The 25,754-nt window shown below is 73.5% G+C and carries 28 protein-coding genes and 1 pseudogene; 21 read left to right on the top strand and 8 right to left on the bottom strand.

Going from position 1 to position 25,754, the window contains the following annotated elements:
- Position 1 precedes the first annotated feature (1 nt).
- The 3 genes from ACFCY1_RS21160 to ACFCY1_RS21150 are packed head-to-tail and all read right to left on the bottom strand — an operon-like array spanning position 2 to position 3,450.
- Entirely contained in the window at positions 2-562 is a 561-nt protein-coding gene (locus tag ACFCY1_RS21160) for a flavin reductase family protein (RefSeq protein ID WP_117487100.1), read from the bottom strand.
- Positions 559-1,869 (bottom strand): cation:proton antiporter, encoded by a 1,311-nt coding sequence (locus ACFCY1_RS21155; RefSeq protein WP_375875551.1) that lies wholly within the window; start codon positions 1,867-1,869, stop codon positions 559-561. Before ACFCY1_RS21155 ends, ACFCY1_RS21160 begins: the two co-directional genes overlap by 4 nt.
- Positions 1,870-1,899: 30 nt before the next feature.
- On the bottom strand, positions 1,900-3,450 hold the full coding sequence (locus tag ACFCY1_RS21150) for a tryptophan halogenase family protein (RefSeq protein WP_074002444.1): 1,551 nt from the start codon (positions 3,448-3,450) through the stop codon (positions 1,900-1,902).
- A 294-nt stretch (positions 3,451-3,744) separates the two neighbouring features.
- On the opposite strand from ACFCY1_RS21150, the gene sbnB reads away from it, so the two are divergent.
- From sbnB to ACFCY1_RS21130, 4 genes and pseudogenes are all read left to right on the top strand, one after another.
- Positions 3,745-4,827 (top strand): 2,3-diaminopropionate biosynthesis protein SbnB, encoded by a 1,083-nt coding sequence (gene sbnB / locus ACFCY1_RS21145; RefSeq protein ID WP_375875550.1) that lies wholly within the window; start codon positions 3,745-3,747, stop codon positions 4,825-4,827.
- Positions 4,828-5,137: 310 nt separating this feature from the next.
- Positions 5,138-5,938, top strand: coding sequence for an AfsR/SARP family transcriptional regulator (locus tag ACFCY1_RS21140; protein WP_234348407.1), 801 nt, complete (start codon positions 5,138-5,140; stop codon positions 5,936-5,938).
- 13 nt (positions 5,939-5,951) lie between these two features.
- A pseudogene (locus ACFCY1_RS21135) lies at positions 5,952-6,335 on the top strand (LysR family transcriptional regulator); the annotation flags it as partial.
- Positions 6,336-6,338: 3 nt separating this feature from the next.
- Positions 6,339-7,283, top strand: a complete 945-nt coding sequence (locus ACFCY1_RS21130; RefSeq protein WP_241852889.1) for a substrate-binding domain-containing protein — start codon at positions 6,339-6,341, stop codon at positions 7,281-7,283.
- Here ACFCY1_RS21130 and ACFCY1_RS21125 read toward each other — a convergent pair.
- The 4 genes from ACFCY1_RS21125 to ACFCY1_RS21110 form a co-directional block, all read right to left on the bottom strand.
- Positions 7,175-8,533 carry an FtsX-like permease family protein gene (locus ACFCY1_RS21125; protein WP_049652161.1) on the bottom strand — a complete coding sequence of 453 codons (1,359 nt, stop codon included), beginning with the start codon at positions 8,531-8,533 and terminating at the stop codon, positions 7,175-7,177. The genes ACFCY1_RS21130 and ACFCY1_RS21125 overlap by 109 nt on opposite strands.
- Positions 8,533-9,360 carry an ABC transporter ATP-binding protein gene (locus ACFCY1_RS21120; RefSeq protein ID WP_375875549.1) on the bottom strand — a complete coding sequence of 276 codons (828 nt, stop codon included), beginning with the start codon at positions 9,358-9,360 and terminating at the stop codon, positions 8,533-8,535. Before ACFCY1_RS21120 ends, ACFCY1_RS21125 begins: the two co-directional genes overlap by 1 nt.
- Before the next feature lie 78 nt (positions 9,361-9,438).
- Positions 9,439-9,678: a hypothetical protein gene (locus ACFCY1_RS21115; RefSeq protein WP_049652159.1), complete on the bottom strand. Its 240-nt coding sequence runs from the start codon at positions 9,676-9,678 to the stop codon at positions 9,439-9,441.
- Between the two features lie 54 nt (positions 9,679-9,732).
- A complete protein-coding gene (locus ACFCY1_RS21110) occupies positions 9,733-10,074 on the bottom strand; it encodes a winged helix-turn-helix domain-containing protein (RefSeq protein ID WP_049652158.1) in 342 nt (113 codons plus the stop codon).
- A gap of 161 nt (positions 10,075-10,235) precedes the next feature.
- On the opposite strand from ACFCY1_RS21110, the gene ACFCY1_RS21105 reads away from it, so the two are divergent.
- From ACFCY1_RS21105 to ACFCY1_RS21065, 9 genes are all read left to right on the top strand, one after another.
- Positions 10,236-10,496 (top strand): acyl carrier protein, encoded by a 261-nt coding sequence (locus ACFCY1_RS21105; protein ID WP_049652157.1) that lies wholly within the window; start codon positions 10,236-10,238, stop codon positions 10,494-10,496.
- Positions 10,497-10,533: 37 nt separating this feature from the next.
- Positions 10,534-11,775 carry a beta-ketoacyl-[acyl-carrier-protein] synthase family protein gene (locus ACFCY1_RS21100; protein ID WP_375875548.1) on the top strand — a complete coding sequence of 414 codons (1,242 nt, stop codon included), beginning with the start codon at positions 10,534-10,536 and terminating at the stop codon, positions 11,773-11,775.
- The gene (locus ACFCY1_RS21095; protein ID WP_375875547.1) at positions 11,772-12,575 is read left to right on the top strand and encodes an alpha/beta fold hydrolase; all 804 of its coding nucleotides are present in this window, start codon (positions 11,772-11,774) and stop codon (positions 12,573-12,575) included. Before ACFCY1_RS21100 ends, ACFCY1_RS21095 begins: the two co-directional genes overlap by 4 nt.
- The gene (locus ACFCY1_RS21090; RefSeq protein ID WP_117487105.1) at positions 12,572-13,537 is read left to right on the top strand and encodes a hypothetical protein; all 966 of its coding nucleotides are present in this window, start codon (positions 12,572-12,574) and stop codon (positions 13,535-13,537) included. The genes ACFCY1_RS21095 and ACFCY1_RS21090 overlap by 4 nt, the downstream gene beginning before the upstream one ends.
- Positions 13,534-14,655, top strand: a complete 1,122-nt coding sequence (locus ACFCY1_RS21085; RefSeq protein ID WP_375875546.1) for a beta-ketoacyl synthase N-terminal-like domain-containing protein — start codon at positions 13,534-13,536, stop codon at positions 14,653-14,655. The genes ACFCY1_RS21090 and ACFCY1_RS21085 overlap by 4 nt, the downstream gene beginning before the upstream one ends.
- A 103-nt stretch (positions 14,656-14,758) precedes the next feature.
- Positions 14,759-15,154: a hypothetical protein gene (locus ACFCY1_RS21080; protein ID WP_375875545.1), complete on the top strand. Its 396-nt coding sequence runs from the start codon at positions 14,759-14,761 to the stop codon at positions 15,152-15,154.
- Positions 15,151-15,648, top strand: a complete 498-nt coding sequence (locus ACFCY1_RS21075) for a 3-hydroxyacyl-ACP dehydratase FabZ family protein (protein ID WP_049655093.1) — start codon at positions 15,151-15,153, stop codon at positions 15,646-15,648. The genes ACFCY1_RS21080 and ACFCY1_RS21075 overlap by 4 nt, the downstream gene beginning before the upstream one ends.
- The gene (fabG, locus tag ACFCY1_RS21070; protein ID WP_049655090.1) at positions 15,648-16,382 is read left to right on the top strand and encodes a 3-oxoacyl-[acyl-carrier-protein] reductase; all 735 of its coding nucleotides are present in this window, start codon (positions 15,648-15,650) and stop codon (positions 16,380-16,382) included. The genes ACFCY1_RS21075 and fabG overlap by 1 nt, the downstream gene beginning before the upstream one ends.
- Complete coding sequence (locus tag ACFCY1_RS21065) at positions 16,379-17,092, top strand: 2-hydroxychromene-2-carboxylate isomerase (protein ID WP_375875544.1); 714 nt, start codon at positions 16,379-16,381, stop codon at positions 17,090-17,092. Before fabG ends, ACFCY1_RS21065 begins: the two co-directional genes overlap by 4 nt.
- A 72-nt stretch (positions 17,093-17,164) precedes the next feature.
- Here ACFCY1_RS21065 and ACFCY1_RS21060 read toward each other — a convergent pair whose 3' ends face one another.
- On the bottom strand, positions 17,165-17,893 hold the full coding sequence (locus ACFCY1_RS21060; RefSeq protein ID WP_053112228.1) for an aspartate/glutamate racemase family protein: 729 nt from the start codon (positions 17,891-17,893) through the stop codon (positions 17,165-17,167).
- Positions 17,894-18,080: 187 nt separating this feature from the next.
- On the opposite strand from ACFCY1_RS21060, the gene ACFCY1_RS21055 reads away from it, so the two are divergent.
- The 8 genes from ACFCY1_RS21055 to ACFCY1_RS21020 all read left to right on the top strand — a co-directional run bounded on the left by ACFCY1_RS21055 (position 18,081) and on the right by ACFCY1_RS21020 (position 25,598).
- The gene (locus ACFCY1_RS21055) at positions 18,081-18,809 is read left to right on the top strand and encodes a DUF4097 family beta strand repeat-containing protein (RefSeq protein ID WP_375875543.1); all 729 of its coding nucleotides are present in this window, start codon (positions 18,081-18,083) and stop codon (positions 18,807-18,809) included.
- Positions 18,810-18,920: 111 nt separating this feature from the next.
- Positions 18,921-19,850, top strand: coding sequence for a 3-oxoacyl-[acyl-carrier-protein] synthase III C-terminal domain-containing protein (locus ACFCY1_RS21050; RefSeq protein WP_049655080.1), 930 nt, complete (start codon positions 18,921-18,923; stop codon positions 19,848-19,850).
- The gene (locus tag ACFCY1_RS21045) at positions 19,850-21,259 is read left to right on the top strand and encodes a hypothetical protein (RefSeq protein ID WP_375875542.1); all 1,410 of its coding nucleotides are present in this window, start codon (positions 19,850-19,852) and stop codon (positions 21,257-21,259) included. Before ACFCY1_RS21050 ends, ACFCY1_RS21045 begins: the two co-directional genes overlap by 1 nt.
- A complete protein-coding gene (locus ACFCY1_RS21040) occupies positions 21,256-22,542 on the top strand; it encodes a type III PLP-dependent enzyme (protein ID WP_375875541.1) in 1,287 nt (428 codons plus the stop codon). Before ACFCY1_RS21045 ends, ACFCY1_RS21040 begins: the two co-directional genes overlap by 4 nt.
- 44 nt (positions 22,543-22,586) lie before the next feature.
- The gene (locus ACFCY1_RS21035) at positions 22,587-22,856 is read left to right on the top strand and encodes an acyl carrier protein (protein WP_049655074.1); all 270 of its coding nucleotides are present in this window, start codon (positions 22,587-22,589) and stop codon (positions 22,854-22,856) included.
- A gap of 2 nt (positions 22,857-22,858) precedes the next feature.
- Positions 22,859-23,755 (top strand): hypothetical protein, encoded by an 897-nt coding sequence (locus ACFCY1_RS21030; RefSeq protein WP_375875540.1) that lies wholly within the window; start codon positions 22,859-22,861, stop codon positions 23,753-23,755.
- Positions 23,752-24,447 carry a hypothetical protein gene (locus ACFCY1_RS21025; protein ID WP_375875539.1) on the top strand — a complete coding sequence of 232 codons (696 nt, stop codon included), beginning with the start codon at positions 23,752-23,754 and terminating at the stop codon, positions 24,445-24,447. Before ACFCY1_RS21030 ends, ACFCY1_RS21025 begins: the two co-directional genes overlap by 4 nt.
- On the top strand, positions 24,444-25,598 hold the full coding sequence (locus ACFCY1_RS21020; RefSeq protein ID WP_049658255.1) for an acyl-CoA dehydrogenase family protein: 1,155 nt from the start codon (positions 24,444-24,446) through the stop codon (positions 25,596-25,598). Before ACFCY1_RS21025 ends, ACFCY1_RS21020 begins: the two co-directional genes overlap by 4 nt.
- Positions 25,599-25,754 lie beyond the last annotated feature (156 nt).

Raw genomic sequence — 25,754 nt, 5'->3', positions numbered from 1 at the left:
ATCAGCTCCGCGGCCAGGCCCGGAACTGGCGCAGCCCGTACAGCAGCGGCCGCGGGTGGTGGCGCCGTACGACCCGGCGGATCTCGCCGTAGACGGTGACGTGGTCGCCGACCCGCTGGGCCAGCACCACGTCGCAGTCGGCCACCGTGTGGGCGTCGCGCACCAGGTGCGGGCCGGCCGCCTCCGGGGCCTGCTCCCAGGGGAGCAGCTGGAACCGGTCCGGGTTGCCGGAGGCGAACAGTTCGGCGGTCCCCTGGGCGTCCTCGTGCAGCAGGTTGACCGCGAACAGGCCGCTGTCGGTGACCGCTTCGAGCGTGGGGCTGCCGTCGCGCAGGCAGACCAGGAGGGTGGGCGGGTCGAGTGAGACGCTGCACACCGCGGAGCAGGTCATGCCCCTCGGGGCGCCGTCGGGGCCGGTGGCGGACACCACGCTCACGCCCGTGGGGAACCCGCTCATCATGGCCCGGAACTCGTCGGGGGTGGCTCCCGCCGTCCCCACGGCTCCGGACGCCCCGGAGGCCCCGGCCCGTAACCGGGCCCGGTCGCCCGCGTACTCGGTCATCTCGCACCGCTTTCTGTCTCGACGGACTCCACCGGCGCCATGGCCGTCGCGCTGATCCCCTCGGCCGCCGGGCGGCCCTCCATCCGGTCGAACAGCTCCAGCAGCGGCCCGGTGGCCGCCGTGGTGACCAGTGCCATCACCACCAGGGCCAGGACCAGCGGCGCGGGCAGCACCCCGGAGGCGAAGCCGGCCTGGAGGACGATCAGTTCGGTGAGGCCGCGGGTGTTCATCAGCGCGCCGATCCGCCGGGCGGTCCGGGGCGGCTGGCCGCCGATCCGGGCCCCGAGGTAGCCGCCGAGGCCCTTGCCGAGGAAGCCCAGCAGGACGGTGCCGGCGATCAGCACCCCGGAGGTGGCGGAGAAGGCGCCGGTGAGCACGGTGACCCCGGTGACCACGAAGAAGGCGGGGGTCAGGAACTGCCCCGACCGGGAGACCGTGGACACCACCCGGGTCCACGGGCCGCCGTCGTCGTGTGGGACCGCCAGCCCGGCCAGTGCCGCGCCGAGGATCGACGTCATGCCGAGGTGCTTCATGGCGAAGGCCACCGCGAGGGCGGCCGCCGCGACCAGGACCGCCATCGCCCGGGGCGAGCGGCCGCAGAGCCGGGACGCGGTCCGGGTGCCCAGCGCGTAGCGGATGGCCAGCGCGCAGACCACGCCGACGGCCAGGGCGCGCAGCGAGTGCAGCGAGCGTGCCGGGTCCCCGGCGCCCAGGCTGATCGCCAGGGAGAGCAGCAGCCAGCCGCAGGCGTCGATGACGACGGCGGAGGCCAGCGAGAGCCGGCCCGGGACGCCGTCGCTCATCCCGCGGTCGGCCAGGATGCGGGCCATCACCGGGACGGCGGTGATGGACATGGTGACCGCGACCATCAGGAGGAAGGCCGGCAGCGGGGCGCCGCCGCGGGCCGCCCGGTCGCCGGTGAGCGCGATCAGCCCGACCAGCAGGCCTCCGGTGGCCAGCGGCGGCACCAGCGCCCCGACGGTGATCCAGGTGGTGGCGCGCCGGGGCAGCCGGTCCCGGCCGCGGCGCAGTTTGTGGGCGAGGCCGACCAGGAAGAGCACCAGGGCGGCCTCGGCGACGGTCTTGACGAGGTCGAACACCGGCCCCGGCAGCACGGCGTCGAAGGCGGGCCGGCCGGCCAGGGCGATCACGGCGGGCCCGGCCAGCAGGCCCCCCGTGATCTCCCCGATCACCTCCGGCTGCCGGAGACGGCGCGCGACTCTCCTGCCCGCCACGGCGATCAGCAGCACGACGCCGAGGACGGCGGCCGCGTGCACCACGCGTGTCAGGAGCTGGAGGACGTCCATGACGAACGGGCCCCTTTCCCGGGATCGTGGTCAGCGCATCCGGGCGAAGTAGTCGTACGCCTTGGGCAGCGTCGCGACGAGCCGTTCGGTCTTCTCCCGGATCTGCGCGAACTCCCGTTCCGCGGCGGCGCCGTCGGAGAGGTCCAGGGCCGGGGAGTGCGCCACCTCGATGCCGCCCATCCCCAGCAGGACGCTCATGTAGGAGTACGGCGGCAGGCCGTGGTAGTAGGGGAAGACCGTTTCGGAGTCCGGGAGTTGGGCCTTCCAGAGTTCGAGCCGCTCGGCCAGCGAGTCGGGGATCTTCCGGGTCTTGGTGTCCCGCCAGTACTGGGTGTCGGTGCGCTTGGCGGCGACGTAGTGCAGGACCAGGAACTCCCGTACCCCGTCCATGACGTGGGCGACGGCCCGGTTGTAGAGGTCGCGCCGGACCGGGTTCCAGTCCTGCGCCGGGAAGTACTTGACCAGTTGCTCGATGGCGTGGTGGATGAAGAAGATCCCGGTGGACTCCAGCGGCTCCACGAAGCCGCTGGCGAGGCCGACGGCCACGCAGTTGCGGGACCAGGAGTTGCGGCTGCGGCCGATCCGCATCCGGATGTGGTTGGCCTCGACGTCGGCGGCGGCGGGGCCGACGAAGGCGCGCAGGGTCCGCTCGGCCTCCTCCGGCGAGAGGTAGTCCTTCGCGTAGACGTACCCGGTGCCGACCCGGCCCATCAGCGGGATCGTCCAGATCCAGCCGGCGTCCTGGGCGGTCGCGGTGGTGCAGGGCAGCACGCCGCGCTTCGCCATGTCCATCGGCACCTGGAGGGCGACGGCGCTGTCGTTGGGCAGGGTGTCCTGGTAGGAGATGAACGGCTCCTCCAGCGCCTTGTTCAGCAGCAGCCCGCGGAAGCCGGTGCAGTCGATGAAGAGGTCGCCGGTGAGCTCGCCGTGCTCGGCGGTGCGCAGTCCGCTGATCCAGCCGCGGTCGTCGAGCCGGACGTCCTGGACGTCGTCGACGATGCGCTTGACGCCTCTGTCGGTGGCGTACTGCGTCAGGTACTTGGCGAGCAGCGCGGCCTCGAACTGGTAGGCGTACGGGAACTGGGTCTTGCCCTGGTGCTCGGACATGGTGAGGCCCTGCATCTCGTCCGCGCCCTCGTCGAAGGGCTGGTCGATGAGGGCGCCGTCGAGGTGGCGGGGGCTGAGGCCGGCGTCGATGACCGAGGCCATCACGAAGCAGTCCTTGTCGAACCGGCTGGTCGGCCCCTGCTTGAGCCACCAGTCGGTGAGCGGGAAGCCGTTGACCGAGCGCATCTGCTCGAACGGGTGGTAGAAGTAGTGGCCGGGCTCGCGCCAGTCCTCGAAGCGGACGGCGAGCTTGTACGTCGCGTTGCAGGCCGGCATCCAGTCCTTCTCCTTGAGTCCGAGGAACTCGAAGAAGTGGCGGATGTCGCTGAAGGTGGCCTCGCCGACGCCCACGGTGGAGATGTTGCCGGATTCCACGAGGGTGATGTCCACCCGGTCCTCGAACGCGGCCTTCAGGTACGAAGCCGTCATCCAACCCGCTGTTCCGCCGCCTACGATCACAACCCGGTCGAGCACTGGTGACTCCTCTTCGGTGGTCCACGTGTTTCCGGCAGGGGAGGTGCCGGATACCGGCCGAGGTGGCGCCGTCGGTCGTCACCCCGCTGGTAGAAGCTGAGGGCGGCGCCACCAGAGAGTGACTCTAGGCATCCTCGTAAGGTCCGACCAGGTCATTTGGCACTGGTCGAAAGTCGCAGGTCGGGTTGACCCGTACCTGTCGGACCATTCGAACGCCTGACGGGTCATCAGCGCGGTGTCAGCGCAGGTCAGCCACACTGCTGTGGCCAGATCTCCCCCGAGACGGAGCCACTCATGACGCAGCAGAGGCAGATCCCGCAGTTCGCCGTCGTCCCCGGCGCGCAGGTGCACGGCGTGCTGTCCGGCAACGAGAAGCAGACCGTCGACCTGGTCGCGGCGACCTACCGGGTGCACGGCGAGGGGGACACGGTCAACCCGCCGTCGTACTTCCTGCGTTTCCCGGACCGGCCCAGCTCGCGCATCATCGCGCTGCCGGCCTCGGTGGGCGGCGGCACGCCGGTCGACGGGATCAAGTGGATCTCCAGCTTCCCGGAGAACGTGGCCGCGGGCCTCCCCCGGGCCTCCGCGGTGCTGGTGCTCAACGACCCCGCGACCGGCTACCCGATCGCCTGCCTGGAGAGCTCGATCATCAGCGCCGCCCGCACCGCCGCCTCGGCCGCGCTGGCGGCCGACCGGCTCTCCGCCGGCCGGCCCCGGCCGCGGCGGGTCGGCTTCATCGGCACCGGGCTGATCGCCCGGCACATCCACACCTATCTGGCCCGCACCGGCTGGGAGTTCGACGAGGTCGGGGTGCACGACCTGTCCGCCGAGCACGCGGCCGGCTTCCGCTCCTACCTGGAGCGCGCGGACCCGGAGCGGGCCGACCGGGAGCAGGCCGGCGCCTCGCCCCGGATCACCGTGCACGGGAGCGCCGAGGAACTGGTCCGCGCCTCGGACCTGGTGGCCCTGGCGACCGTCGCCGCGAAGCCGCACCTCACCGACCCCTCGTGGTTCTCCCACAACCCGGTGGTGCTCAACGTCTCGCTGCGCGACCTGGCGCCCGAGGTGCTGCTCGCCTCGGCCAACGTGCTGGACGACGTCGAGCACTGCCTGAAGGCGGAGACCTCCCCGCACCTGACCGAACAGCTCACCGGCAACCGGGACTTCATCGACGGCACGCTCCACGAGGTGATGGCCGGAAAGGTCCGGGTGCCGACCGACCGGCCGGTGGTGTTCTCGCCGTTCGGGCTCGGCGTACTCGACCTCGCGGTCGGCCGGTACGTCTACGACGCGCTGGCCGCGCGGGGTGAACTCGCCGTCGTGGACGGCTTCTTCCACGAGCTGGACCGCTACGGCCGGGGCGCCGGGCAGTCGTAGCCGCACCTCCGACTTCCCATGGACAGCTCAACCCGCCACCTGTAGCATTCTTCTGACAGGTCGACAGATACGGGCCCGCCGTCACGGTGCGTCCCCGTCGGCCCGTCCCGGGTGGCGCGGCGAGGCCGCACCCCCGCCTCCGAGCCGGGCGCCGGATCGCTCCCCCGTCGATCCGGCGCCCCTCCGGGTGTCATGCACAGGGCGTGTCATACCATCCGCCCCCGGCCGCCCCGCCCGGCTGGTATCTCCCGGTCCGCACCGGCGTCGCGCAGACTCACCTGGACGGCTCGGAAAATCATGGGGTGCTGCTGTGGAAATCAAGCTTCTCGGTCCGCTGCTCCTGTCGCACGAGAACGTGCACTACACCATGGCGTCGAAGCGGACCAGCGTCGTGCTGACCCTGCTGGCGACCTCACCGGGGATCCCGGTCCCGTTCGACGAGATCGTGGACGAGTTATGGGGCGACCAGCCGATGGCCAATGCCCGCAACGCCCTCCAGGCGAATGTCGGCCGACTGCGCCGGCTGCTGGAATCCGTGACCGGCCGCAAGGGCGACGAAACCCTCCGCACCGCCAACGGCGGCTATCTCCTCGACGTCCCGACGGACGCCATCGACGCGCACCGTTTCCTGCGGCTCGCCGACGCGGGCGGCGACCTCGCCCGGCGCGACCCGGACCGCGCCATCGCGACCCTGGAGGAGGCGCTCGGCCTGTGGCGCGGCGGCGCCCTGATGGACTCCTGCGACGGGCTGCGCTGCCGGATCCGGGCGGCGCACCTGGAGGAGCGCCGGATCAGCGCGTACGAGGACCTGACCGCCGCCAAGCTCGCCGTGGACTCGGCCCGGGTCCCGGTGTCCGAACTGCGGCAGCTCGCCGTCGAGCACTCCGAACGGGAGCGCCTGAGCGAGCTGTTGATGCTCGCGCTCTACCGCGACGGCCGGCAGGCCGAGGCGCTGGAGGTCTTCCACAGCACCCGCCGCCGGCTCGCCGACGACCTGGGGCTGGAGCCCGGCCGCGCGCTGCACCACGCCTACCAGGCGATCCTCCGGCAGGCCGACCTGCTCGGCGAGCCGCGGCGGGTGCTCGACTTCGCCGGGCCCGTACCGGCCTGATCCCGCTCGGCATATGCCCGTTCCGGAAAATCCCGGAATACCGGTTTCCGATCACCGGCCGCGCCGCGCATTCCCCCCTCCCGACCCCCGTCCCGTTCCGGCCCGTTCACGCCGCTTCCGACTGTGGACGGTCAAGGATCACTCTGTTAGCGTGGCGACCGCCTTGGATTTTTCCTGGTGGCTACGCGAGGAAGTCGGAATCGCGGACGGGGGCCCAGTGGACGTTGAGTTGAGGCATGCCAAGATCGTTACCACCATCGACCGGCTGGGCAGCATTTCCAGAGCCGCCGCCCAATTGAGCCTTCCCCAATCGAGCCTCACCGCACAATTGAAGCGGATCGAAAGAGCCGTGGGCGGCGAGCTGTTCGTACGGACCAGAACCGGAACCATTCCGACCGCCTTGGGGGAAAGGCTCATCCCGATTCTGGCCGAACTCGTCCAGCACGCGGACCGGGTGATCGCCGAGGCGGCCGCGCACTTCTCGGAGGTGTTCCGGTTCGGGAACGCCGAGTGGACGCCGCCGTCGCTGCGCAGCGCGCTCAAGTCCGCGCTGCCGGTCAAGGAGGTGCAGACCGAGACGCTCAGCCCCGACGCCGCCATCGCGCAGGTGTCCCGCGGCGCCCTGCACGCCGCGATGGTGCCCGGGGTCGCGCTGGCCGCCTCGGCCGAGGCGGACGAACCCGCCCTGGCCAGTACGGTGATCGTGCGGGAGCCCGTCTGGGTGGCGCTCCCGCACGACCACCACCTGGTCGGCCAGGAGGCGGTGAGCCCGGCGCAGCTCGCCTCGCTGCGGTGGGTCCGCTACACCCGCGACCACTGGTTCCACCCGATCGAGAAGCAGCTGTTCGCCGCCGTCGGCCGGGCCGACCTGGAGGTGCTGCACTACGTCGACGGCCACCACGAGGCGATGAACTGGGTCCGGGACGTCCGGGCCGCCGCGCTGACGCCGCCCACCGGCGTCACCCGCGAGGTGCGGCTCGTCCCGGTCTCCGTCGCCGAGGGCACCGACATGCTGCTGGTGTGGCGCAGCGACTCGGTGACCGACGACATCCAGCGCAGACTGCTCACCACGCTCCGGCGCTACTACTGCGAGTACGCCCGCACGATCCCCGGGTACTGGTCGTGGGTCACCCGACACCCGGACCAGTTCGCCGAGTTGGAGTCCTTCCTGCCGCCCCGGGTGCAGTGGGGCGGGGCCGGCCGGGCGGGCCCGGAGTGGTCCGGGCCCGGGGCCGGTCACAGGGTGGCGAGCGCCTCGGCCGGCGGCGTCCGCAGGGCGGCGCCGGTGGCCGAGACACTTGCGAGGGCGGTCAGCGCCCCGACGAACCCGACGATCGAGAGGTAGATCCAGACCGGTCCGCGGGGCAGCCAGGAGCCGTCCAGCGCCATCCGGAAGGGGGCGAGCGTGGCCGCCGCGACGAAGGTGCCCAGCACCGTGCCGACGATGGTGACGAGCAGCGACTCGATGCCGGTCATCGCCAGGATCTGGCCGGGGGTGGCGCCGACCAGCCGTTGCAGGGCGAACTCCCGGCGGCGCTCGGCGGCGGCCACCACCAGGGTGTTGACCAGGGAGATCACCGCGTACGCGATGATGCTGCCGGCCAGCAGGTAGTCGACCCAGGCGCCGACCCCGTCGCCGCCCTGGCCGGCGGAGAGCGTGGTCTGGAGGTAGATCAGCGCGGTGGACAGCCCGGTGGCCAGCATCACCGGGCTGACCGCGCCCGCGATCCGGATCCGGCGGGCCCGGGCGTTGTCCATCGCCAGGTCCCCGGTCAGGCCGAACAGCGCGCGCAGCGGGCGGTGGAACACCCCGGTGAGCACCTTGGTCAGCCCGGGGCCGAGCAGGGCGATCCCGCCCGCCCAGAGCATCGCCGAGGGGCCGGCCGTACTGGCGGCGACCTCGCCGTTCATCACGGTGCCGGTGACCACCGCCAGCGCGGTGCCGCCGGCCAGGCAGAGCACCGCGAAGGCCAGCCGCGGGCCGCTCAGCCAGCGGTGCTGGAGGCGGGACTCGGCGAGCGCGTCGGCGGGCCGGGAGAGCGCCGCCCGCCGGGAGGCGATGAAGGCCGCGGTCAGCGCGGCGAGCATCGAGGTGCCGCCCGCGGTGACCATCGGGATCCAGCCGGCGTGGTAGGTGATCCCCTTCGTGACCACGCCGCTGGCCGCGATCTGCTCCAGCATCCACCCGCCCGCGAGGTAGCCCGGGACGAGGGCGAGGGCGACGGCGACGAGCGCGACGACCAGGGTCTCCACCACGATCATCCGGCGGAGCTGGCCGGGCAGGGTGCCGATCGCGCGCAGCAGCGCCATCTCGCCGAGGCGCTGCTGGACCACCAGGGCCAGCGTGGAGCCGACGATGAAGACGGTGACCATCGCGGCGATCCCGCCGAACACCGCGGACATCGAGATCAGCCGGCTGGCCGCCTGCTGGGTGCCCGGCGGGACGGCCGCGAACGGGGGCACCCGGTGGCGGATGCCGGTCTCCATCAGGCCGCCGCAGGCGGTGAGGATCACCGCGCCGAAGAACAGCGCGACGGTGGAGGCGATGAAGCTCGTCCTGCGGAACCGCAGGGTCTGCAGGGCCAGGGCGAACATCAGCGGGCCGCCTCTCCGCCGCGGGCGACGGGGGCGCCGGAGGCGACCGCCGCGCCGGAGCCGTCGGAGCTGTCGCCCCAGGCGCCGAGCCGGGTCATCCGCTCGGCGATGGTGTCGGCCGAGGCGCCGCTCAGCTCGTCGACGATCCGCCCGTCGGCCAGGAACAGCACCCGGTCGGCGTAGGAGGCGGCGACCGGGTCGTGGGTGACCATGACGGCGGTCTGCCCGTCGTTGTGGACGGCCTGGCGCAGCAGCCGCAGGATCTCCACCGCGGTGCGGGTGTCCAGCGCGCCGGTCGGCTCGTCGCCGAAGAGCACCGCGGGCCGGGTGATCAGGGCCCGGGCGATGGCGACCCGCTGCTGCTGGCCGCCGGACAGCTCGCCGGGCCGGTGGTTGCTGCGCGCGCCGAGGCCGACCTGCTCCAGCACCCGCTCGACGCTCTCCCGGCCGGGCCGGCGCCCGGCCAGCCGCAGCGGCAGGGCCACGTTGTCGGCCACGCTCAGCGCGGGCAGCAGGTTGAAGGCCTGGAAGATGAAGCCGATCCGGTCCCGGCGGAGCCTGGTGAGCTCCTTCTCGCTGAGCCCGGCGAGTTCCATGCCGTCCAGCGAGACCGAGCCGGAGTCCGGCCGGTCCAGCCCGGCGGCGCACTGCAGCAGCGTGGTCTTGCCGGAACCGGACGGGCCCATCACCGCGGTGAAGGTGCTGCGGCCGAAGCCCACCGACACGTCGTCGAGGGCGACGACCCGGTTGCGCTCGTTGCCGTAGCCACGGCAGACGTTCCTCAGTCGCACGGCATCGTCGATGCCGTGCACGGTGGCGGTGGTCATGGCGACTCCGTGGGTGACCAGGACGGATGGGACGGGATGGCGCCGGACGGCGCGGATGGAACGGGTGGGACGGGTGGTTCAGAGTTCGTCGACGCTTCGCAGCAGGTCCTCGACCGATGCCAACCTGGCGGTCAGCGCCCGTAGTTCACCCCGGAGCGCCTTCTGTCCGGTCAGCGTCTCCTCGGCCAGCTGCCGGTAGGCGGCCATCGCGGCGGCGTCCGCGCGGTGCCGCTGGAGGGTGAAGTACGAGACGATGCTGACGCTGATCCCGCCGATGACGATCAGTGTGATGACGATGGCGATCACGCCGCCGCTCATGAGGGTCCCTTCTGTTCCTTCGGGCGTCGCGCCTTCCTCCGGGCGGCGCCTGGTTCAGGCGTCGCTGCCTTCGGGCGTCGCGTTGCGCCCGTCGACCTGCGCCCGGTCCTCCCGGAGGGCGGCGATGACGGTGTCGACCGTGACGCGGATGTCGAACGGAGTGAGTTCGAAGAACTTCATGGCCTTGCCGTCATCGGAGAGCTCCAGCGCGCCGGCGACCAGGCCGGCGTGTTCGAGCCGCTCCAGGTGCATGTAGAGCAGCGGCCTGGACATGCCCAGCCGCCGGGCCAGTTCACTGACGTGGACCCGGCCCTGCGCCAGTTCGCCGATGATCCGCAGGCGCTGGGTGTGCCCGACGGCGGCGAGCAGGGCCAGTAGTTCCGCGCTTGTCGGCACCCCCACCCTCTTCCTCCTACCTGAAAGTTGAGACTGACAGGTGTTGGCGAGCACTGTCAAGCCGATCAACGACCGTCAGTTGCACGTCAGTTGCCCGTCAGCGCGGGCGAGAAGAATTCAGATCATCATCTGTCGCACCCACCCCCTCACCGGGAGGCGAAATGCCCAGCACCGCGGTCGTCACCACCGAACAGCGCGCCCAGATCAAGGAGATCGTCTGCGACATCCTCGAACTGGAGGCCGACGAGGTCACCGACACCAGCCGGTTCAAGGAGGACCACAACGCCGACTCGCTGGGCGCCATCGAGATCCTCTCCTCGCTGGAGCGGACCTTCTCGATCGAGATCGACCAGGCCGAGCTGATCCGGATGGTCAACCTGGACGGCGTCGTCGCCGTCGTCCAGGAGAGCCTGTCCAAGTAGCCCGCCGCAGCGCCGAGTCGACAGAACGGAGTCAGCAATGGTGGGCAGCGGAGACCGGGAACCGCGCCGGGTCGTCATCACCGGGCTGGGCGCGGTCACCAGCATCGGCACCGGGGCGGCCGAGTTCCTCGGCGGGCTCCGCAGCGGCCGCAGCGGCGTCAAGCCGATCACGTCCTTCGACACCACGGGCTACGCCCACGCGAACGGCTGCGAGATCGACGACTTCGACCCGGCCCAGTGGATCGAGCACGGGGATCCCGAAGAGCTGGGCCGGGCCAGCCAGTTCTCCGTCGCGGCGGCGAGGATGGCGGTGGCCGACGCGGGCCTCGCCCTGGAGGAGCTCCGCGCCAGGCGCGTCCTGGTCTCGGTCGGCACCACCGACGGCGAGTCGCGCGACCTCGACGCCCTGACGGAGCACCAACTCCACCACGGCCCCGAAGGGTTGTCCCCCGTGGTGGCCCGCCGGTCGGCGGCCGGCCTGCTGTCCAGCAGCGTGGTGCGCGAACTGGAGCTCACCGACGTGGAGGCCGTCACCATCGCGACCGCCTGCGCCGCGGGCAACTACGCCATCGGCTCCGGCTTCGACGCGATCCGCTCGGGCGAGGCGGACGTCGCCCTGTCCGGCGGCGCCGACGCGGTCTGCCGCAAGACCTTCACCGGCTTCTACCGGCTCGGCACCATCGCGCCGGAGCTGAGCCAGCCCTTCGACGTCGACCGCAAGGGCATCCTCACCGGCGAGGGCGCCGGCATCCTGCTGATGGAGAGCCTGGAGTCGGCGCTGGCCCGCGGCGCGGGGATCTACGCCGAGGTGCTCGGGTACGGGCTCAACTGCGACGCCCACCACCCGGTCGCGCCGGACCGCGACAGCCTCGCCGCCTGCATCGAACTGGCCCACCGCAACGCCGGGGTGAAGCCGGAGGACATCGACTTCATCTCCGCGCACGGCACCGGCACCAAGGCCAACGACGTGACGGAGGCGGGCGCGATCCGGCAGGTGTTCGCCACCCCGCCGCCGACCGTCTCCATCAAGTCCATGCTCGGCCACACCATGGGCGCGGCCAGCGCCCTCGCCTCCGCCGCCTGCGCGCTGGCGATCAAGGAGGGCTTCATCCCGCCGACGATCAACCACCGGCAGACCGACCCGGAGTGCGGCCTGGACCCCGTCCCCAACCGGGCCCGCCCCGCCGAGGTGCGCATCGTGCAGAACAACGCGCTGGCCTTCGCCGGCAACAACGCGGTGCTCATCCTCGGCGCGTACCGAGCGCACCCGGACGCATGAACGCGCCCACCCCCCGGCTGCGCAGGGCCGCCGAGGGCCCCGACCCGGTCCGGGTGCTGCTGCTGCACGGCCTGGGCGGCAAACCCTCGGTGTGGAGCCCGCTGGTCCGGCGGGCCGGGGCCGCCTTCGAGCTGTGGGACGTCGAACTGCCGTGGCGCGCCCAGTCCGAGGGCGACGGCTGGGGCGCCCGGCCCGACCCCGGCCGGTTCCTGGTCGAGCTGCTGGACGAGCGCTTCGACGCCGTCGTGGCCCACTCGTACGCGGCGAACCTGGTCGTCGAGGCGACCGCGGCCGGCCGCACCGCGCCCCGGCCGACCGTGCTGATCAGCCCCTTCTACCGGCCCAGCCCCAAGGACTTCGACTGGTCGGTGATCTCGTACTACCTCAACGACTTCCACCGCGTCTTCGAGGAGGCGCTGGAGGTCGGCGAGACCGCGCGGTTCGCCCGGTCCCACCGCGACTGGATGGCGCGCCAACTGCGCGACCAGGTCGGGCCGTACGGCTGGATGCGGTTCTTCGAGGCCTACCTGCGCTCCCCCACGCTCGACCTCGGCGCCGTCGGCTCGCCGCTGCTCGTGCTGTCCGGGCAGCGGGACACCGCCGCCCGGCCCGAGGACGGCCGGGCCCTCGCGGCCCGGGTGCCCGGGGCGCGGTACGAACTGCTGCCGGGCTGTCGGCACTTCCCGATGGTCGAGCGGCCCGACCTGGTCACCCGGCTGGTGTGCGAGTTCCTGCGCGCCGCCGTGCCCGGGGCGCCGCACGCCGACGCCACCACCCTCTCACCCCAGGAGTTGCCATGACCAGCAGTGCCCCCGCCGCCGACCCGACCACGCGGGTGCGGCTGCGCCCCCGCTACGAGGGCTCGAACATCTGCACCTGGATCGGCTTCAAGCACGTCAACTACCTGGTCGAGGAGGCGGTCTACGACCACGCCCGGCAGCACGGGTTCCCGCCCGGGGAGCTCTTCGAGCGGTACGGCCTGGGCGTCGACCTCACCGATCTCGACACCAAGATCCTCACCGCGCTGCACATCGACGACGTGGTGACGGCCACCGTGCGCCGGCTGCCCGCCCAGGACGGCGGCGGGCTGCGCCTGGGCGTGGAGCTGACCGTGGAGCGCTCCGGCGAGACCGTGAAGGCCGTCGCCGCCAAGGCCACCGTCCACCTCCGCTCCGACCCGCGCGGCCACGCCGTCGCCGAACCGCCCGCCGAGCTCGTCGGACTCACCGTCGACCGGCTGGGCGCGGGCGCGGCGACCGTCCCGCTGGAGCCCGGCACCGACCCGCTCGAGCAGCTGACGGCGGGCCGCAACGCCTTCGGCTGGGCGTGGCGGATGCCGTACTTCTACTGCCACTTCACCGAGCGGGTCCAGATGTCCGGGTACCTCCGGCAGATGGAGGAGGTCGTCGACCTCTTCCTGGCGGACCGCGGCGTCTCCATCAAGACCCTGCTGGACGAGCAGGACTGGATCCCGGTCGTCCCGCACTCCCGGATCACCCTCCTCGACGAGGCGCTGATGGAGGAGACGCTCTACACCGTCTACACCGTCGAGAGCGTCTTCAAGCGGCTGACCTACACCGCGCGGATGGACGCCTACGTGCTGCGCGACGGCGTCCTGGTGCCGACCGCCACCGGCCGGATCACCCACGGCTGGGCGGTGATCGAGAACCGCCGCGACTGGAGCCTGGTCGACTTCGACGACCGGCTGACCGACGCCCTGACCGGCAAGGCGGGCAAGGCCCTCGGCCGGGGCCGGGCATGACGGCGACCGACAGCCGGGCCCGGTCCGGGCCGGCCGGCCCGGACCGGGCGGTGCCCGAGCCGGTGTTCTCCGCCTGGTCGGCGGTCTCGCCCTTCGGGGTCGGCGCGCAGGCCTTCGGCGCGGGGCTGCGCGCGGGCACCGGCGCCGTCGCCGCACTGGACCGCACCGCGTACCCCGGCCCCTACGAACAGGCCGCCCTGGTACCGGACTTCAGCGCCGCCGCGGCCCTCGGCCGCAAGGGCACCAGGACCATGGACCGGGTCACCGCGCTCGCCGTGCACACCTTCGGCACCCTGCTCGACGGCTGCGGGCCCGGCCTGCTGGACCGCCCCGAACGGGTCGGCCTGGTCCTGGGCACCGGCTCGGGCAGCGTGCAGAGCATCATGGACTTCACCAAGGACTCGCTCACCGGCGACCGCCCCTACCTGGTCGACCCGGCCAGGTTCCCGAACACCGTGATGAACCGGGCCGCGGGCCAGTGCGCGATCTGGCACGGCATCAAGGGCCCCAACAGCACCATCGCGGGCGGCTGGTCGGCCGGCCTGCTCGCCCTCGGCTACGCCGCCCGGCTGTACCGCGGCGGGCACTGCGACCGGGTGCTGTGCGGCGCCGCCGAGGAGTACTCGGTCCAGCGCGCCTGGCTGGAGTGGCACAGCGCGGGCGAGGACGGCCGGACCCCGCTCGGCGAGGGCGGCGTCGCCTGGCTGCTGGAGTCCGCCGAGCAGGCGCGCGCGGCGCACCGCCCGGTCCTGGCACGGCTGCTCGGCACCCGCTTCCGCGCCTACCACCGGCCCGAGCAGGCCGCCGGGGCACTGACCGACTGCGTGCGCGCGGCGCTCGCCGAGGCCGGCGCGGACGGCCGGGACGTACGCCTGGCGGCCCCGCTCGGCGGACCGGACGAGGAGGCGGCGGTGCGCGCGGCCCTGCCCGCCGGGGCGGAGCCGCAGTGGCTCCGCTGCCGGCCGCTGCTCGGCGACGCCTCGGCGGCCGCGACCGGCCTCCAGCTGGCGGCGGTGCTGGCCGCGGCCGGCGAGGGACGGCTGCCCGAGGGCGGGCTGGCACTGGTGACCTGCGTCGACCGGGACGGCACGGTCGGCTGCGCGCTCCTGGGCGGCTGACCGCGGCGGCCCGGACACGGCGGGGCCCGGTCCCGGCAGGCCCGGCACCGGCGGGGCCCGGTCGGCAGGCCCGGACAGCCCCGACACAGAGGAGGGACAGACCATGATGCTCACAGCGTTGACCGTGGCGGAGCCGGACGGCCGCCCGGAACCCCCCGGCGCGGCCGGCGAACCGGTGGCGCGGCACGTCCGGGGCACCGTCGTGCTGACCGCGGCCGAACCGTTCCTGCGCGGGCACTACCCCGGACTGCCGGTGGTCCCCGGCTTCGGCCTGGTGCAGTACGTCCACGAGCTGGCGGCCGCGGCCGCCGTCCCCGGCCCCGGCCGGGCCGAGCTCACCCGGGCGCGCTTCCTGAGCCCGGTGCGGCCCGGCGACGAGATCGCCGTCGACGCCCGGATCCAGCGCGACCACGACGGGGCCCGGGTCTGCGCCCAGGTCCACGCCAACGACCGACTCGCCGCCGAGATCACCCTGTTCTACCCCCGGGAGGCCCTGTGAAGGACATCGCCGCCATCACCTCGGTCGTCCCGCACCGCCACCCCGCGCTGCTGGTCGACCGGATCGCCGAGATCGAACCGGGCCGCCGGCTCGTCGCGTACAAGGCGGTCACCCTCGCCGAGCCCGCCTACCGGGACGTGCCCGAGGACGCCGCCAACGAGGAGTACGACTACCCGCTCGGCCAGCTGCTGGAGTCCTGGGCGCAGTGCGCGGTGCTGCTGTCCTGTTGGGAGCGGCCGAACGCCAACGTGCTGGACGGGCAGGTCGTACTGCTGGCCCGGACCCGGGACGTCCGGGTGCTCGGCCCGGTCCGCCCCGGCTCGGTCGTGGTGCACGAGGTCACCATGGTCCGTGCCCTGGGCGACTCCTTCATCACCTCCGGCCGCAGCACCGTGGACGGCCACCCGGTGCTGGAGGTCGGCCAGTTGACGCTGGCACTGCGCCCGGCGGAACTCCTCCGAGCCCCTGGAAGCACGACCGACGGGAGGTCCTGATGTCCGCACGACGGGTCGCCCTGGTGACCGGAGGGTCCCGGGGCATCGGACGCAGCGTGGTGGCCCGGCTCGCCGCCGACGGCTACGACGTGGCGTTCTGCTACCAGTCCCGGGAGGAGGCCGCGGCGGAGACCGCGAAGGAGGCCGAGGCGGCCGGCGCCCGGGTGCTGGCCCGGCGGGTCGACGTGGCCGACCGCGCCCAGGCCGAGGCCTTCGTCAAGGCCGCCGAGCAGGAGCTGGGGCCGCTCCACGCGGTCGTCTCCTCGGCCGGCATCGTCCGGGACAACCCGCTGGTGCTGCTCACCGAACAGGCCTGGCAGGACGTCATGCGGGTCAACCTGGACGGCACGTACCACGTCTGCCGGGCGGCGGTGTTCGCGATGATGAAGCGCCGTGCCGGCGCCCTGGTGACGATGTCCTCGGTGGCCGGCGTGTACGGCAACGCCACCCAGACCAACTACTCGGCGTCCAAGGCCGGGATCATCGGGTTCTCCAAGGCGCTGGCCAAGGAGGTCGCGCCGCGCGGCATCCGGGTCAACTCCGTGGCGCCCGGCTTCATCGAGACCGACATGACCTCCGCCCTCGCCGAGGGCGCCGACCTCACCGGACGCATCCCGCTGGGCCGCCTCGGCCGCCCCGAGGAGGTCGCCGACCTGGTCTCCTTCCTGCTCTCCGACCGCGCCTCGTACATCACCGGGCAGGTCTTCGGCGTCGACGGCGGGCTGGTGCTGTGAGCGGGTCCGGCAGGGCTCCGCGGTTCTACTTCTCGCTGCGCAGCCCGTACTCCTGGCTCGCCTACCGCGAGCTGCTGGAGCGGCACCCGGACGTCGCCGGGGCGGTGGAGTGGCGGCCCTTCTTCGAGCCGGACGGCACCAGCGAGCGGCTGCTGGCCGAGCTCGGCGGCTCGTTCCCGTACACCGCGATGTCCCGCGCCAAGCACCTGTACGTCCTCCAGGACGTGCGGCGCCTCACCGCCGCGCGGGGGATCGCGTTCCGCTGGCCGGTGGACCGCGACCCGGTGTGGGAGGTCCCCCACCTGGCCTATCTGCGGGCCCTGCGCGGGGGTCTCGGCCCGCAGTTCGCCGCGGCCGCCTACCGGGCCCGCTGGGAGCAGGGCCGGGACATCTGCGACCGGACCGTCATCGCCGGGATCGGGGCCGAACTGGGCCTCGACCCGGCGGAGTTGGCGGGTGCGAGCGACGACCCGGAGCTGCGCCGGCAGGGGGCCCTGCTGCTCAAGGACATCTGCGACGACGGGGTGTTCGGCGTCCCGTTCTTCGTCCAGGGCTTCAACCGCTTCTGGGGGCTGGACCGGCTGCCGGACTTCGTCGCCCACCTGCGGGCCCGGGCCGGCGGCGACGGGGCGCTGCCGCCACCGGCCGCCCCGGCGGTCGGGCTCGGCGCCCGGGCCGTCGACGACGGCCACGCGGGCGGCTGCGGCTGACCGGCCCGCACGCGTACGGCACGGCCCCGGCGTTCCTCCGCCGGGGCCGTGCCGTACGCGTACGCGCGCGCCTCAGGACCGCACCGGGACGCTCCGGTACAGCTCGGCGATGCAGGCCCGGGAGAGCGCGGCCAGGCTGGAGACCATCAGCTCCGGCGGCAGGCCCGCGCTCCGGTAGGCGAGCGGGAGTTCGGTGCAGGCCGCCACCACCGGCAGCCGCCGGCGCCGCCAGAGCCGTCCGACGGCCTCCCGGAAGGCGGCGCCGGCCTCCTCGGCCCGTCCGGCCTTCACCCGTTCGGCGGCCCCGTGGACCGCCTCCTGCGTCCCGCCGTCGGGCACCAGCAGCCGGTAGCCCCGGGCCGCGGCCCGCCGCTGGTAGAGGCCGCTGCGCACGGTCCCGGTGGTCGCCGTGAGCCAGCCGCCGTCCGGGCTCAGCCGGACGGCCTCGTCCAGGGTGGCGTCGACGATGTCGACCACCGGGACGGGCGAGGTGGCGGCGAAGCCGTCCAGGAAGACGTGCGCCGTGTTGCAGGGGACGGCCAGCAGGTCCGCGCCCCAGCCGGCCAGCGTGCGCAGGCACTCCCGCACCCGCCGCCCGGGCTCGTCGTCGCCGCCGAGGATCGCGGCGGTGCGGTCCGGGATGCCCGGCTCGGACAGCAGCAGCAACCGGGGGTGCTGCTGGTCCCGGGAGGCCGGCGCGTCGGCCGCGAGCAGCCGCAGGAACTCCGCGGTCGCCGCCGGGCCCATGCCGCCCAGTACGCCCAGGGTCCGCTCGGGAGCCCGTGCCGTCAGCGCTGTCATGCCTCGACTCTGGACGGCCGCGCTGACCCGGAACTGACATTCGCCTGACATCCACCGTTTGGGGGAACTCCCCCTCAGGAGACGGGGGTTAGCCCCATGGTCCCCGGCTTTCCCAGCGGGATAGCTTCGTGGGGTCCGCCCCGCGACGGGGCCTGTCCAGGAACGTCCTTCAGATCTGGGGAATGACATGCGCCAGCAGTCCGGCCGTCTCGCGTCCTTCGTCGTCCTCGCGGCCGCCGTGGGCGGTCTCAGCGCGTGCGGGTTGGCTCCCGACAACAACTTCGACGACGACGCCACGGTGAGCGACAAGATCACCGCCGTACGGCTCGACACCACCTCCGGCGGCGTGACCCTGCGCGGCAAGGACGGCCTCGACAAGGTCTCCGTGCACCGGTCGGTCAGCTACAAGAACGACAAGCCCGGGGTGACGAGCCGGGTCGAGAACGGCGTCCTGGTGCTGGGCGGCTGCGGCCAGTACTGCTCGGTCACCTACACCGTCGAGGTCCCCTCGGGCCTGCCGGTCAGCGGCCAGACCAACTCCGGCTCGGTCAACCTGACCCAGGTGGGCAACGTGCAGGTGTCCACCCACTCCGGGGCGGTCAGCCTGGACGGGGTGAACGGCACCACGGAGGTGAAGACCACCAACGGCGCCATCACCGGGCGCGGGCTGAACGGCAGCCGCATCCAGACCGAGACCCACAACGGGGCGATCGACCTCGTCTCGACCAAGCCGCAGGACGTCTCCGCGTCGACGTCCAACGGCGCCATCACCCTGGTCGTGCCGAGCGCCACGTACAAGGTGTCCGCGAAGACCGGCAACGGCCACAAGGACATCGGGGTCTCCGACGACCCGTCCGGCCGCTACCAGCTCGACCTGAGCACCAGCAACGGGCGCATCCAGGTCAAGCAGGCCTGACAACCCGCGCAACGGGCTGCCGTCCGGCGATCAGCCGGGCGTCAGCAGCCTGTCAGCGTTCCCGGCGAATCTGGTGGGGCTCCGATCCTTGTCGCGAGGAGGCCCCGTCGCATGACGTCGATAGAAGCGGTATCGAGCTACCTGCCACCGACGGTCTCGGTCGAACAGCTGCGGGAGCCGCTGGGGCTGACCGACCAGCAGGTGCGCCGGTTCACCAGGCTGTACGGCCTCGACCGGATCTGCCAGGCGCCCGACCAGTCCGAGGCGGAGCTGCTGGCCACCGCGGCGGGCAAGCTCGACGCCCTCGCCGGGCAGGAGGACCGGATCCGGTACGTGGTGCGCGCCAAGGGGCTGCGCACCACCGCACCGTACCCGGTCAGCCCGCTGCGGACGGTCTGCGAGTCGCTGGGGCTGCGCCGGGCGAAGGTCTTCTCGGTGGCCGACCACGGCTGCGCGACCGGACTGCTCGCGGTGGACGCGGCCGGCACCCTGCTGGCGGCGGACGGCGACCCGGACGCGCTCGCGCTGGTGCTGGCCGGGGACAAGACGCTCACCCCGTTCTCCCAGTGGGTCGAGGACGTCTCGATCATGGGCGAGGGCGTCACCGCCGTCCTGGTGGGCGCCGGCGGCGACCGCAACCGGGTGCTCGGCTACCACGCCCGCATCCACGGCCGCGAGGACGGCGTCATCGACCTCGACGCCGAGGGCGCCCGCGAGGCCAAGCGGATCTACCAGGACGCGATGGCCGAGGTCATCGACGGCGCCCTGGCCGCGGCCGGCCTGGCCGTCGGCGACCTCGACCTGGTGCTGCCGCACAACGTCAACCGGGTCTCCTGGACGGTCGCCGCCAACGCGCTCGGCATCGACCGGGACCGCATCTTCCTGGAGAACATCGGCCGGACCGGCCACTGCTTCTGCGCCGACCCCTTCATCAACTACCAGTCGGCGCTCGAACTCGGCCTGCTGCGGCCCGGGGACACCTACCTGATGACCTCCGCGGGGCTCGGCCAGTCCTTCGCCGCGATGGTCGTGAGGCACTGATGGGCGCCCGCGACGGGGGCCGGACCCCCGATGCCGCCGATGCCCCCGATGCCGCCGACCGGCTGGCCCTCGCCCTGACCGGCTCCCCCGACGCCCGGCTGCTCTTCCTGGGCAACTTCGAGGTGGAGCAGCAGTGGGCGCTCGGCGAGCACACCCTGCCCCGGCTCTCCGCCGCCACCTCCAGCGCCGTGGTCAACCGGATGGACGAGTTCGCGTTGCTGCTGGCCGGCGGCCGGGACCACGTGGTGCTCAAGACCCGGCCGGACGGCGACTACCTCGGCTACCTGGCCGGGCTCGGCCTGGACCTGCCGCACGTCCACGTCCCCGCCGCCCAGGACCCGCAGCGCACCGTCACCGAGGACGCCCTGGCCGACCCGGCCCTGCTCGCCGAACTGGCGGGCCTGGCCGCCGACGGCTGCCGGATCGCCGCGCACGGCGTGTCCGAGCCGGAGGAGCGCCTCGCCGCGGCCACCGGGCTGCGCCTGGCCGGGCCGGACGCGGCCACCTGCAAGGCCGTCAACAGCAAGGTCTACAGCCGCCGGATCGCCGACGAGCTCGGCCTGCGCCAGCCCCGGGGCTGGGCCTGCGAGACGCTCGCCGAACTCGCCGACGCCTTCGCGGCGGTGGACGCCGAACTCGGCGACGGCCGGGCCGTGGTGAAGGAGGCGTTCGGCGTCTCCGGCAAGGGCATCGCCCGGCTGACCAGCCGGCGCCGCGGCGAGCGGATCCTCGGGCTGATCGCCAAGCAGGTCGAGGCCTCCGGCCGGCCGCGGATCGCCATGGTGGTCGAGGAGTGGGTCGCCAAGAGCACCGACCTCAACTACCAGTTCACGGTGGGCCTGGACGGCTCGGTGGCGTTCGACTTCGTCAAGGAGCAGCTCACCGAGGACGGCGTCCACAAGGGCCACCGGATGCCCGCCCGGCTCGGCGCCGACCAGGTCGACGAGCTGCGCACCGCCGCGGACCTGCTCGGCAAGCGGCTGGCCTCGGACGGCTTCCACGGCGTGGTGGGCGTGGACGCCATGGTGGACCCGGACGGCGGGATCTACCCGATCGTGGAGATCAACGCCCGCAACAACATGTCCACCTACCAGGTCCGTCTGCAGGAACGGTTCGTCAAGCCGCAACAGGTCGCCGTCGCCCGCCACTACCCGCTGCGGCTGACCGCACCGCTGGCCTTCGACGAGCTGCGCCGGCTGCTCGACGGCCTGCTGCTCGACCCGGCCGGCGGCACCGGCCTGCTGGTGAACAACTTCGCCACCGTCAACGCGGCGTTCACCGGCGGCGGCGCCCCGGTCGACGGCCGGCTGTACGGGATCGTCCTCGCGGACTCGGCGGAGGAACTGACCACCATCGACGCGGAGATCGCCGACCGGCTCGACCGGCGGGAGAGAGGGGACCGGCCATGAGCGACGTCTTCGAGATCCAGGGCACACCCGTCACCGAGATCGCCCAGCGGTACGGCACCCCGCTCTTCCTCTACGACGGGGACGCCCTGACCGGGCGGATGCGCGACCTGCGCGAACACCTGGACCCCAGGCTCCAGGTGTTCTTCTCCCTCAAGTCCAACCCCAACCTCGCCATCTGCGCCCTGCTCCACGCCCACGGCGCCCGCGCCGAGGTCTCCTCGCTCACCGAGCTGCGCACCGCCCGGCAGGCCGGGGTGGCCGGCCGGGACATCCTCTTCCTCGGGCCGGGCAAGAGCCGGGAGGAACTGCTCGCCTGCCTGGACGAGGAGATCGCGGCGATCGTCTGCGAGTCCCTCCAGGAACTCGCGCTGATCGACGAACTCGCGCGCGAGCGCGGCACGGTGGCGCCGGTCGCGCTGCGGGTCAACCCGAGCTTCTCGGTCAAGGGCTCCGGCCTCACCATGGGCGGCAAGCCCCGCCAGTTCGGCATGGACGAGGCCCAACTCCTGGCCGACCCGGGGCTGGTGGCGCGCCACCCGGCGGTGCGGGTGATGGGCGTCCAGGTCTACATGGGCACCCGCATCCTGGTCGAGGACACCATCGTCGAGAACACCGAGCGGATCTTCGACCTGGCCGAACGCCTGAGCGCCGCCCTGGACTTCGAGCTGGAGCTGGTGGACGTCGGCGGCGGCCTCGGCGTCGCCTACTTCGACGGCGAACGGGACCTCGACCTGCCGAAGCTCGCCGCCGGGATCAACCCGCTGGTCGCCGCGTTCGCCGAACGCCACCCCGGCACCCGGCTGGTGATGGAGCTCGGCCGCTACCTCACCGCGCTGGCCGGCACCTACGTCACCCGGATCCGGTACGTGAAGGAGTCGCTGGGCGAGCGCTTCGCGGTCGCCGACGGCGGCACCCACCACCACATGGCGGCGGTCGGCATCGGCTCCTTCGTCAAGCGCAACTTCCCGATGCTGCTGCTCAACCGGCTCGACGAGCCCGCCACCGAGGTCTGGAACGTCACCGGCCCGCTCTGCACGCCCAACGACACCCTGGCCAAGAAGGCCGAGCTGCCGCCGGTACGGCCGGGCGACCTGCTCGGCGTGCTGCGCTCCGGCGCGTACGGGCCGACCGCCTCCCCCGTGCACTTCCTCAGCCACGGCTACCCGGCCGAGGTGCTGGTACTCGACGGCGAGGCGCACCTGGTCCGCGAGCCCGACCGCCCGGAGGACCTGCTGCGCCACCAGCGCCCGATCGCCACCGAACTCCTCGGCCGCTCCAGCTAGTTGTCGCACGCCCCCACCCCCAACCCCCGGAAGGAGTGCCGACCATGACCGGAGCCACCGGCACGGACCGCGCGCGGATCGTCACCGAGATCTCCGCCGCCCTCGGCGAGGTGCTCGACTACGACCTGCCCGAACTCACCGAGGAGTCCCGGCTCTTCGACGAGCTCGGCCTCGACTCCACCGGCGTCTTCGAGCTGCTGATGCGGCTGGAGGAGTCGCTGGACGTCGAGTTCGACACCGACTCGCTGGAGATGGCCCACTTCGCGAGCGTCCGCTCGCTGGCCGACTTCGTGGCCACGGAACTGGGCGGCTGAGCATGCCGGTCCGGACCGTACCGACGAAGGGCCCCTGGGAGGCGCCCGCCGTCTTCCCGCTCGGGCTCGCCGCGATCACCCACCGGAGGTTCCCACCGGGCCGGGCACGGATCGACGACGCCTTCTCGCTGCGCCACTTCGCCGACCTGACGGCCGCCTACGGCGTCGACCACCGGCCGGAGCTGGTCCGGGAGGCGGCCGGGAACACCTTCGCCGACATGGCCGGGGAGCTGCTCGCCGCGCTCGACCCGCAGGACCGACGAGCGGCAGTGGCCACGCAGGCGCCGCCGATCGACCTGGCCGTGGTCGCCCACGCCACCCCGGACCTGGACTGCCGGCTCGCCGCCGTCACCAGCCTCTCCGAGCGCGTCCCCGGCGGGCCGCTCTCCTTCGCCGTCTCCGAGTGCGGCTCCAACGCCCCCTTCGCCGCGCTGCGGCTGGCCGACGCCTACGCCCGGCGGCACGACCTGCGCAGCGTCGCGGTGTTCGTGCTCGACCAGGCCACCTTCCCGTACGAGACCGGACGGGACCTCGCCGGGGACGCCGGCCTCGCGCTGCTGCTGACCGACACCGGCTCCCTCGGCCGGCTCACCCTGTGGCAGCGCACCGGCACCGGACCGGACGACGTGCCGGCCGCCGTCCGCACCGCCCTGGCCGAACTGGACGCCACCGGCTGCCCGTTGGTCCTCGGCGCCGCCCTCGACCCGGCGCGCGACCTGCCCGGCCACCCCGGCCGGATCGTGCGCACCCCGCCGGGCCACCCGGCCTCCGGCACCCTCACCGCCCTCGCCGCCGACCCCGCCTGGTCGGCCGGGAGGGAGGAGCGGATCGCCGTCGTCGACCACGAGCCCGACACCGGCGACCTGGCCGTCTGCCTGATCGAACGGGGCGGGCGGTGACCACCGTGACGCACCGGGACACGGACCTGTGGCCCCGCTGCCAGGACGCCGCCCGGCAGCGGGGCCTCGCCCCGGCGCTGCGGCTGCTCGCCTCCGCCCTGACGCCCGGCCTGCTGCCCTGCGGGCCGGGCGGGCACACCGCCACCGACGCCCGGACCTTCGCCGAGGCCGGCGGGCTCTGGGTGGCCGGCGCCACCCGGCCGCGCCGCCCCGCCGACGAGGCCGTGCTGTCGCGCACCGCGCTGCCCGGCGGCGAGGTGGTCGCCGCCACCGTCACGACCGCGCCGCCGGCCCGGCGCGGCGCGGCCGAGCGGGAGGCCGGCGCCGCCTTCGTCCTAGGCCTGGCCTGGGTGCGGCTCGGCCTGTCGGAGTCGCTGCGCTCGGCCTGCCTGGGCTACCTGGGCCGGCGCCGCAGCGGCGACTCGTACCTGTTGCAGCAGCAGCTGGTGAAGGGCACCGTCGCCGAGGCGGTGGCCGACCACCTGGAGGTCCGGGCGGTGCTGTCCGGCGCCGGGCCGGGCGACCTGCCCGCCGCGGTGCTGGCGGACGTCCACGCCCGGATCACCGCGGCCGACCGGGAGCAGGTCCGGCTGCTGGGCGCCAGCGGCTACCTGCGGGACGGCCCCGGGATGCCCTGCTACCTGTCGGAGCTGCTGGCGGAGGTCCACGTGACCGGGGAGGAACCGCGATGACCGGGCCGGACGGGCACCTGGCCGCGCTGCGCGCCAGGGCCCGCGAGTGGGGCGCCGGGCTGCGCCCGCTCGCGCTGGAGATCGACCGCGACCCGGAGGCCATCCGGCAGCACCTGGACCTCCCGGCCGTGCGCTACCTGGCGACGATGGGCATCCCGGCCGCGTACGGGAACGAGCCGGAGAAGATCGACGGGCAGCGCCACTGCGGCGACTCGGCGCTGGAACGCGCCGTCGTCATGGAGGAGCTCGCCCGCGCCGACGTCGGCGCGATGGTCGCCTCGCCGGGCCCGTTCCTGGCCGGCGTCGCGGTCGGCCTGTGCGCCGACGAGCGGCAGAAGGAGTGGTTCTACGGCCGGATGCTGCGCGAACCCCTGTGGACCTGCTTCGCGCTGACCGAACCGGACCGCGGCTCGGACGCGGCGGCCCTGACCACCGCGCTGACCCCCGCCCCGGGCGGGGCCCTGCTCAGCGGCGAGAAGCGCTACGTGGGCAACGCCTCGCGGGCCCGGCTCGCGGTGGTCTTCGCCCGCACCCGGCCCGGCCCGCTCGGCATCACCGCCGTCCTGGTCGACACCGACACCCCCGGGTTCCACGCCGAGCCGCTGGACATGCTGGGGCTGCGCGGCGCGCGGATCAGCGCCGTCCGGCTGGAGTCGGTGGCCGTCCCCGAGGAACACGTCCTCGGCCGCCACCTCCCGGCCAGCCGGCGCGGGGTCTGGTCCTTCGTCCAGATCTTCAACCAGCTGCGCCCGGGCGTCGCGGCGATCGCGGTCGGGATCGCCCGCGCCGCCCACGACTACGTGACCGCGCACCGCGGCCCGCTGCGCACCGCCGAGCAGGAGCGGCTGGACGCGATCGGCCGCCGGATCGACGCCGTCCACCGCCTGGTGCTGGACGCCGCCGCGACGGTCGACGCCCGGCCGGCCGACGGCCACCTCGCCTCGGCCGCCAAACTGCGCGCCGCCCGGCTCGCCGAGGACGTGACGCTGGCGGCCTGCGGCTTCTTCGGGCCCGGGGCCCGGCTGGCGCACCCGCTGCTGGACAAGCTCGCGCGCGACGCCCGGGCGATGGAGTTCCTCGAGGGCGCCGCGAACATCCACCGGCTGAACCTCTTCCAGGGACTGCTCACCGGCAAGGTCGGGCGCGCCTAGCAGCGCCTCCCGGGGCCGCCCCGGCAGGCGCCCCCGGCGGCGCCCCGGGGCCCGTCCCGGGCCTCTGACCAGGGCCTTCGCCCCATCAGTTGCGAATCAGTGCGACGTCAGTGTGTTCGGAAACCATGGGGCCATCGCTTCGGACCGATTGGGCAC

It is taken from the genome of Kitasatospora sp. NPDC056273 (genome assembly GCF_042268845.1).
Lineage (GTDB): Bacteria > Actinomycetota > Actinomycetes > Streptomycetales > Streptomycetaceae > Kitasatospora.
The sequence above is the reverse complement of the archived record's forward strand: the minus strand, read 5'-3'. Positions and strand labels throughout refer to the sequence as shown.

What these genes read in the sequence shown, in the direction of transcription:
- ACFCY1_RS21160 (WP_117487100.1), bottom strand. Translation starts at nt 562, where the DNA reads ATGACCGAGTACGCGGGCGACCGGGCCCGGTTACGGGCCGGGGCCTCC.
- ACFCY1_RS21155 (WP_375875551.1), bottom strand. Translation starts at nt 1,869, where the DNA reads ATGGACGTCCTCCAGCTCCTGACACGCGTGGTGCACGCGGCCGCCGTC.
- sbnB (WP_375875550.1), top strand. Translation starts at nt 3,745, where the DNA reads ATGACGCAGCAGAGGCAGATCCCGCAGTTCGCCGTCGTCCCCGGCGCG.
- ACFCY1_RS21125 (WP_049652161.1), bottom strand. Translation starts at nt 8,533, where the DNA reads ATGTTCGCCCTGGCCCTGCAGACCCTGCGGTTCCGCAGGACGAGCTTC.
- ACFCY1_RS21120 (WP_375875549.1), bottom strand. Translation starts at nt 9,360, where the DNA reads ATGACCACCGCCACCGTGCACGGCATCGACGATGCCGTGCGACTGAGG.
- ACFCY1_RS21115 (WP_049652159.1), bottom strand. Translation starts at nt 9,678, where the DNA reads ATGAGCGGCGGCGTGATCGCCATCGTCATCACACTGATCGTCATCGGC.
- ACFCY1_RS21105 (WP_049652157.1), top strand. Translation starts at nt 10,236, where the DNA reads ATGCCCAGCACCGCGGTCGTCACCACCGAACAGCGCGCCCAGATCAAG.
- ACFCY1_RS21100 (WP_375875548.1), top strand. Translation starts at nt 10,534, where the DNA reads ATGGTGGGCAGCGGAGACCGGGAACCGCGCCGGGTCGTCATCACCGGG.
- ACFCY1_RS21095 (WP_375875547.1), top strand. Translation starts at nt 11,772, where the DNA reads ATGAACGCGCCCACCCCCCGGCTGCGCAGGGCCGCCGAGGGCCCCGAC.
- ACFCY1_RS21090 (WP_117487105.1), top strand. Translation starts at nt 12,572, where the DNA reads ATGACCAGCAGTGCCCCCGCCGCCGACCCGACCACGCGGGTGCGGCTG.
- ACFCY1_RS21085 (WP_375875546.1), top strand. Translation starts at nt 13,534, where the DNA reads ATGACGGCGACCGACAGCCGGGCCCGGTCCGGGCCGGCCGGCCCGGAC.
- ACFCY1_RS21080 (WP_375875545.1), top strand. Translation starts at nt 14,759, where the DNA reads ATGATGCTCACAGCGTTGACCGTGGCGGAGCCGGACGGCCGCCCGGAA.
- fabG (WP_049655090.1), top strand. Translation starts at nt 15,648, where the DNA reads ATGTCCGCACGACGGGTCGCCCTGGTGACCGGAGGGTCCCGGGGCATC.
- ACFCY1_RS21060 (WP_053112228.1), bottom strand. Translation starts at nt 17,893, where the DNA reads ATGACAGCGCTGACGGCACGGGCTCCCGAGCGGACCCTGGGCGTACTG.
- ACFCY1_RS21055 (WP_375875543.1), top strand. Translation starts at nt 18,081, where the DNA reads ATGCGCCAGCAGTCCGGCCGTCTCGCGTCCTTCGTCGTCCTCGCGGCC.
- ACFCY1_RS21050 (WP_049655080.1), top strand. Translation starts at nt 18,921, where the DNA reads ATGACGTCGATAGAAGCGGTATCGAGCTACCTGCCACCGACGGTCTCG.
- ACFCY1_RS21045 (WP_375875542.1), top strand. Translation starts at nt 19,850, where the DNA reads ATGGGCGCCCGCGACGGGGGCCGGACCCCCGATGCCGCCGATGCCCCC.
- ACFCY1_RS21040 (WP_375875541.1), top strand. Translation starts at nt 21,256, where the DNA reads ATGAGCGACGTCTTCGAGATCCAGGGCACACCCGTCACCGAGATCGCC.
- ACFCY1_RS21035 (WP_049655074.1), top strand. Translation starts at nt 22,587, where the DNA reads ATGACCGGAGCCACCGGCACGGACCGCGCGCGGATCGTCACCGAGATC.
- ACFCY1_RS21030 (WP_375875540.1), top strand. Translation starts at nt 22,859, where the DNA reads ATGCCGGTCCGGACCGTACCGACGAAGGGCCCCTGGGAGGCGCCCGCC.
- ACFCY1_RS21020 (WP_049658255.1), top strand. Translation starts at nt 24,444, where the DNA reads ATGACCGGGCCGGACGGGCACCTGGCCGCGCTGCGCGCCAGGGCCCGC.